The following is a 7,317-nucleotide window of genomic DNA, read 5'->3' as shown; positions in this document are numbered from 1 at the left end:
GGCAAAAGCTCGGTGTTAAAACGCTTTGTCAAGGTGATCACCCCTCTCCAGCATCCAAGCCAGATGTAGGAGCGAGGCCGCCAAAAATCACACAATATGCGACAGAGCCAATTTTCGGTGCCGATTGACACGCCTGCATTTTGCAACGGGCCGAACAGATCGGCTAACCGGGCGGCTATCTGAGGGCACTCTCCGGCAAGGCGGCTGCGGGTGAATTTAGCGTTGGGCCAATGGTCATGGCGCTGTTGCGGGCGGAAAATACCCATGCGGCCTGAGGTGATCCTATTCTTTCGGATAGATCTCCCCTGCGAAGTAGCGTTTGGGATATGCCGCCGAACGGGTGCATTGGGCGTGGCGGTCGAAGATAATGCGAGAGCGCAGACCCAATTCCCTTTCCCGAAAGGACCCCTCCGTTGACGGATGTCGTCCGTTCATCAGAGGATGTCACCCGATCGGTGACCTCTCGTGTTCATTTGAGCGAACCGGCCCGAAAGGCGCCGGACAGCGAGGGTTTGCGCCTGTTGATGCTCGCCTTGGCGGGGGTCTGCCTGTTTCACGGCGGGCTTTTGCCATTTACCCACGGCAACACCTACGACGCCTTCATCCATATGTTTTTCGGGGACAGCTATCACCGGAGCTGGTTCGATCCCTGGGAGCCCCGCTGGTACACCGGCTTTGCCACGACCTCCTATCCGCCCGGCACCCATATGGCCATCGGGGCGCTGCAATATCTGATGCCCTTGCGCGCGGCTTTTGTCGTCACGATGATGTCGGGGCTCGTGCTTTTGACCCTCGGCGTGTACCGCTTTTCCCTGATCTGGGTCGAACCGCGCGCCGCGGGATATTCCGCGATTTTCCTTGTGCTGTCCTCCTCAATCTCAGAGACCGTGCATCTGTTTGGCCAATTGCCGACGATTGTCTCCCTCGGAATCTTTCTCAACGGCTTGCCCTCGGTCTATCGCTGGATCGTTGGCGGGCGGTGGCGGGATTTTCTGACCGCTGTGCTCTTTGCCTGTGCCACGACGGCGGCGCATCATGTGACGACGCTGTTCGGCAGCGTTCTGTTCACCCTCCCTCTGGCGCCCCTCTCGCTCAAGGTGGTTGCCGAACTGAATACGGATAAGACCCGACTCCAGCGCTATAAGTGTCTAACATGGGCCTTCGCGCGTGGGATTTTTCTCGCAGTGTTCATGGTCGGCTCCATCGTGATCACAGTTCTGCCCTATTGGATCTGGTCGGTCAACGATCCGATCACTCAGGTGCCGATCCCGCATGGAAGCCGCGAAAGTTTCATCGAGAAACCGCATCTCGGGTTTATTTTCTTTCTCCTGCCCTGGGGCACGGCGCTTTTGGCTCTGCCCTATGTCGCCTACACCAGCCTGCGCACCCGGCTTTTCCCTCTGGGGCTGTCGGTTGTTGTTGGATTTGTCCTCGGTACGGGGGGCACGACCCCCTTGCCCCGCGCGATGCTCGGCGGGGCGTTCGACATCCTGACGCTCGACCGGTTCACCTTCTGGGCCACGATCCTCATTTTGCCCTTTCTCGGGCGGCTTTATGAGGGGCTGATGTTCGGGCGCTCCGGTGAGACGCTGCGCGCGGCCTTTGGGCGTGGCGGACATCGCGCCCTTGTGGGCGGTTACCTGTTTTCCATGGTCGGTCTGAGCGTGTTCGCCGCGATCCTGCCGAGCATCCAGCCGATGCAGCCCCGTTTCGTCGACCCGACCCCGATCGTGCAGTTCCTCGAAGAGGACGAACACGACCATTGGCGCTATATGACGCTCGGGTTCGGCGACCAGTTCGCCTATCTCTCCGCCCTGACAGAGGCGCAATCCATCGACGGCAACTATCATTCGGCCCGCCGCCTGCCGGATTTGACCCGATTTTCCGTCGAACGGCTGGAAAATGCCAAATTCAGCGGCGTGCCGGGGCTTGGCTCGCTCAAACAGTTTCTGGTGAATGCTGACGCCTATCACCTCAAATACATCTTCTCGAATGATGCCTTTTACGATCCCTTGCTGTTCTTCACCGGCTGGGACCGGCTGCAAAAGCTCCCGAACAACATTGCCGTCTGGGAAAAACCGGATGTGAGCCCCCTGTCCCTCGTCTCGCCGCGTCGCGACATTCCGGTGTGGCAGATGATCATGTGGGGCGCTGTCCCGCCCGCGATGTTGTTGAGCGCACTCTCCGTGCTGATCACCACCACTGTGCGCCACGGGTTTGGCGCGCATCGCGGGTTCTTGAGCCCTGCGGTGATGACCACAGGTGCGATCGGCTCTGTGCGCCAGTTGCGGCGCGTCGCCGTGATCGGGGCGCTTGTCATGCTCGGCGGTGGTGTTTGGGGCGGTGTCACGTTTTGGAAGACGACGCAAACGCCCCTCTCCGCCGAAGAACAGGTGGAGGCCTTTTTCACAGATCTCGACATGCGCCGGTTTCGCGACGCCTACGATAGGTTCGACCCGCTGACCCGCCCCGAATTCGACAGCGCGATATTCACCTGGCGGTGGCAGGGTGGTCTCATCGCTTCTTATGGCAAGCTACAGGACATTTCCCTGCGCGATCTGGGTGGCTCAGAGGTCACGCGGAGATGGCAGGTCGATTTGACGTGGTTGACAGCTGTCAAAATCCGGCAGGAAACCCGCGAAATCCGCACCGTCAAGCGCGGCGACACCTGGTATCTCGTCGCCCCCGGCCTGCGCCCGACCCAAACACCGGAGCGGCTTCAGCGCCGTCCAGATGTGGCCTGGAACCTTGTCGGGCGCCGTCAGGCGCGGATCGAGGCCGACTTGCACCGCGACCGGCTCGATCGGCCCCGGATTTTCCTTCAGGACACGCGTCTGGTGCAAAAAGACGGGCGCTACAGCCTTGTCGGTGCGTTGACCAATGGCGATGCCGACCCGGCCAAGGTGATGATCCTCGGCGATCTGCGCGCCGAGGGACAGGGGCCGGCGCTTTCCCGCATGGCGGCGGGGGTGGCGGACGGCCAGCGGCTCTTGCCCGCGGAAACTGCCGGATTTCGGGTGGAGTTCGAGGGTGTGCTCTCGCTCGATGACGCCGCCGGCGAGTTTGACCCCACGCGCTTTATCCCGCCGGAATTGAGCACCGCCCCCGACAGTGCCGCCATCGAGGCGCGCGCGCTCGTGGCCGGGTCGGGACTTTACCGGGCGGTGGGGCTCAACGGGCTGACCATCACCACCACGGGTGGACAGATCACGCTCACCGGACAGGCGGTCAACACCGGCACGGAGATTGCCACGATCACCCGCATCGTCGCGCTTTTGTACGATGACGCCGGAAAGCCGATCTGGACCGAGGCGGGCTTTGTCGATCAGAACATTTTGCCGGGGCAGGGGCAGGGGTTCACCCTCGATCTGCCTGCACGCGACGAAATCACCGTGGTCGCCGAGGTGCCCGCCGGAGAGCTTGTGGTCAATGGCAGCAGTCAACACAGCGATACCGGCCTTCCGGGGGCCTTGGTGGGAACAATCCCGCTTGCGGGCGTGCCGGGCTATTCGGCGCTGCGCCTGCATGTGTCGAGCATGGTGCATGAGCCGTTATTTTAAGGAGGATATGATGCGATTTGCGACCCTGATCCTGATGCTCTCTGCCTGTCTGTCCGCTCCGGTTTCGGCGGCGGACCGCGCGGACTATCTCTCCGACGGCTTCGGTTTGGTGCCGTTGTCCGAGACTTCAGATGAGCGCGCGCAGTGGTCGGGTGTGCGGGGCATAGAAAAAAATAAAAAATTTCAAAGCGTTAAAGTGCGCCCTGGCGATGCGGACACATGTGCCGTTTTTGTCGGGCCAAAAAGTCTCGTCGCCGGACAGGACGAGGGCCACGCTGTCACCCTCACGCTTGATGTGTTTGGCAACCTTGTGGCGGATGGTTTGCCGGTCACCTTCCGCCTCGGCGATATGATCTATGGCGGCGTGCCGACGCGCAACGGGATTGGCGATCTGGTCTTTGCGCCGCCGACCGAGGCGGGGAGTTTTGCGGCGGGAGCGGAAGTTGACAGCTGCCAATCGCCGCGCGCGCTCTACCGTGTCACTGCCGATCTGGCCTCTGTCGCGCTGACGCTTGAGCCGGAAAAAGTGGGCGCGCCGGAACAGGTGATCGGGATCACCACCGCGCCCTTGGCGGATCGCTACGGCAATCCGGTCGAGGACGGCACGGCAATCACCGTTTTAATGGAACACGGGCAGGACGACGGCACAGACGGCGGGGCAGGCCGCTATTCCCAACTCACCGCCCGCAGCATCGGCGCGGTGGGGCAGGGGGGCATTCTGACCCGCGACATGCCGGTGCGCGCCGTGGCGGGCGCAACGCTGGCCACAACGGCCTCCGATACGGTCACGGTCGAGATGACCCGTGTCGCGCTCTCAGAGGCGCCTGAGCTGCGTCTCTGGGCGCGCGAGGATGTGCCGGAGCTCAGACTGCGTGTGGGGCCTCTGACGACGGATGCGGGGCATCTTCTCTATGAGGGCGCGGATGTGGCGGCGACGGTGCGCGCGCCGACAGGTGGCGTGGCGCGTGTGGCCGGCTGGGCGCGGGATGGCTATGTCTGGCTCGATGTGCCGCTTGGGCCGGAGGCGGGCGGTTATGAGGTCCGACTGCACACGGCCTATGGCGACAGCACGCAGGTGGTCTCGCCCGGCGTGGCTCCGCGCGATGCGCGCAAGGAGTTGGTGCAATGACGCGTCTGATTGCTCTTGTCATGGCGGGTTTGGTGGCGCTCGCGCTGGCGGTGATGGTCGCCGGTACAGGGTACGAGCGGCTGCAAACTCGGCAGACGGCCTATCTCTACATCGCCGATGCGTTGACGCCACAGCCGGAAAAGGCGGATCTGGTGATCTGGGAAGCGGCTGAGGTGGCGCTCGACCGTCCGGTGACGCCGGGGGATGAGACACGGATCGGACAGGCGCTGGCCGAGGCGTGGCAGGCAGTGTCCCTGTCGCAGGAAACGGGCGACACTGATCTGTTGTCTGTGCGTCTGACGGGGGTTGCGCAGGGGCGGGCGGAGATTGCCGCCGCTGCCGCGCAAGAACATGGCACGCGCATGGTGGTGCTGAGCCAACGTGTCTGGCCGGTGTTTTTCCACCGCGACGGATCGGTGTTTCAGGCCGAGGTGGACATGGAGGTCGCGCGATTTGCGCTCTCGGAAAAAGGTCTGGCGCATTTCAGCGTGACGAGGGATCGCGGTGTTGTGACGCTCATGAATGAATCGAACGGCTGGCGGCTGTTTTCCTATGAGCGCCGCGCGGCGGAGCCGATGGCCGGACAGGGGAACGGGCAGGTCACTGGCCCCGGCTGGTCGGGCGAGATCCGGGGCGTGAATTACTACCCCGCCGAAACCCCATGGCGCGCCTTTTGGCCCGGCTTTGACGTCAATGTCATCGCCACGGATTTCGCCCGCATGGCGGAGATGGGCGCGAATTCGGTGCGGGTGTTTTTGCCGCGCGACGTGTTCGCGGCGGCCGATGGCGCGACAGAAGACCTCATGCATCTGGCCTTCCTGCTCGATCTGGCGCGTTTTCATGACCTAAGCGTGGTGCCGACGCTCTTTGATATGCGCGGCGGCTACGGGGCGCAGATGTGGGCGGAAGATGTGCTCTATCTCGACCGCGTTCTGCCGGTGCTGGCCGCATCAGACGCAGTGACATTTGTCGATCTGAAAAACGAGGCGGATCTCGATTTTGCGGCCCATGGGGCAGGGGAGGTCGAGGCGTGGCTGCGTGCGATGACGGCAGTGACGCGGCGGATTGCGCCCGATCTTGCGCTGACGGTTGGTTGGGCCGAGGCGGCGAGCGGCACGGTGATGGCCGAGGACTTCGATCTGGTGAGCTATCACGACTATGCCCCGATCGAGGGGGCAGAGGCGCGGCTCTCCGCCCTGATGGCCGAGGTCGACAAACCGGTTGTGGTCACGGAGATCGGGGTGAGTTCCTACGATGCAGGTCTCGGATTTCCCGGTTCGGAGCGCAAACAGGCCAAGGCGCTTGCCGCCCGGATCGAGGCCCTGTCTGAGAGCGCGGGGGTGATGCTCTGGACGCTGCATGATTTCCCGGCGGTCGATGCGCTTGCGGTGGGGGCGAAACCTTGGGTGCGCAAACAGCAGGGGGCCTTTGGCCTCATAGACGTGGATGGGTATGAGAAACCCGCCGCCGAGGTGATGCGAAAGGCGTTTGGGGCCTCTCCTAAAGGATAGGGTCCTGTGCCTTTAGGCGGTGAGGCTCATCGCCTGCGCGTGCCTCTCTGGCGCGCGGAGCGGCTACAAAACCAAGGATCGGGTCGGGATCGGATGCGCAGAACGGATCGCGACCGGAGGTGTTTTGGTTTTTGTGAAAGGATCGCCCATGTCGCTTGGCGTCTCCCTCTTTGGTGCCCGCCGATGGGTGCAGGCTCTGTCATGTGCAATGCTATCTCTCCTGTTCTCGGCGCCCGCTTCTGCCTTTGGCGAGGATAGCCGATGGCATGGGGCCACGGGCGGGATCGTGCGGTTCCCAAATGACAACCAGCCGCAGGAGGCAGGCAATCTCTTTGGCGAGGCGTGGCTGAAACTCGGCTATACGATCCACAAGACGGACAAGCTCAATTTTTCGGTGATCTCGCTTTCGAACCACGTCATGGATAGCGCGGGTAAGCCGTGGAACAACTCGAACAAGACGGGGCTCGGCCTCAGCCTGTCGTGGCAGGCGAGCGATGCGCTCAACCTGACTTTTAGCGCGCGCCATGATTGGTATACCGAGCGCGGCAATGATTTCCGCCTGAGCGGGCCGCGCTATGCCGTCGATTATTACTATTACCGCTATTGGGGTGCCGAAGCCGGGGAGACCATGTTTGGGCTGGACCGGTCCGCTACGATCCTCAAAAGCTATGGCACGCTGGCCACGCCCGGATCGTTGGAGAAAGGCGATCGCAATATCGTTCTCACGCTCGGGGGCGAGCTGTCGCGGGATCTGAAACTGTCGGAGAGCGACTGGATTCTTTCGCCTTTTGTCGATGTCGATTTCGCTTGGGACTTAGACGGCAATGACTACAACAATAAATTCATTCCCGGCGTCGGGGCAAAGATGCGCTATCCGTGGAAGCACGGCGAGTTTTTCGCGGGTGGGCGGCTTTCGGCGGATTACCGGAGCGTGTCCGGGACGACGACGGTTAAGCCGGGGCTGTTTTTGGGGTGGTACAAAGGGTTTTGATCCGCCCGTTTGAGGAGAGGTGGTCGCGGGATTTCGGACCAGGTGTTAAGCTGTAGCGCCTGAGGAAGAACGCACAGAAATGACCAAACGGAAACGCTATTCGGCAGAGTTCAAGGCGAAGGTGGC

Annotated in this window: 4 protein-coding genes and 1 pseudogene; all 5 read left to right on the top strand. The window is 62.3% G+C overall.

Features of this window, described 5'->3' with window-relative positions; all coding sequences use genetic code 11:
* Nucleotides 1–167 precede the first annotated feature (167 nt).
* A pseudogene (gene repC, locus ACN5AZ_RS18505) lies at nt 168–275 on the top strand (replication initiation protein RepC); the annotation flags it as partial.
* Between the two features lie 138 nt (nt 276–413).
* Nucleotides 414–3,560, top strand: coding sequence for a hypothetical protein (locus ACN5AZ_RS18500; protein WP_419430377.1), 3,147 nt, complete (start codon nt 414–416; stop codon nt 3,558–3,560).
* Nucleotides 3,561–3,570: 10 nt separating this feature from the next.
* Entirely contained in the window at nt 3,571–4,689 is a 1,119-nt protein-coding gene (locus ACN5AZ_RS18495; protein WP_419430376.1) for a hypothetical protein, read from the top strand.
* Nucleotides 4,686–6,200: a hypothetical protein gene (locus ACN5AZ_RS18490; protein ID WP_419430375.1), complete on the top strand. Its 1,515-nt coding sequence runs from the start codon at nt 4,686–4,688 to the stop codon at nt 6,198–6,200. Before ACN5AZ_RS18495 ends, ACN5AZ_RS18490 begins: the two co-directional genes overlap by 4 nt.
* Nucleotides 6,201–6,408: 208 nt before the next feature.
* Complete coding sequence (locus tag ACN5AZ_RS18485; RefSeq protein ID WP_419430374.1) at nt 6,409–7,191, top strand: hypothetical protein; 783 nt, start codon at nt 6,409–6,411, stop codon at nt 7,189–7,191.
* The last annotated feature ends 126 nt before the right edge of the window (nt 7,192–7,317 follow it).

Source organism: Sagittula sp. SSi028, assembly GCF_048553715.1.
In the GTDB taxonomy this organism is placed as follows: Bacteria; Pseudomonadota; Alphaproteobacteria; order Rhodobacterales; family Rhodobacteraceae; genus Sagittula.
Note: the sequence above shows the minus strand (reverse complement) of the source record. Positions and strands in the feature narration are given on the sequence as shown.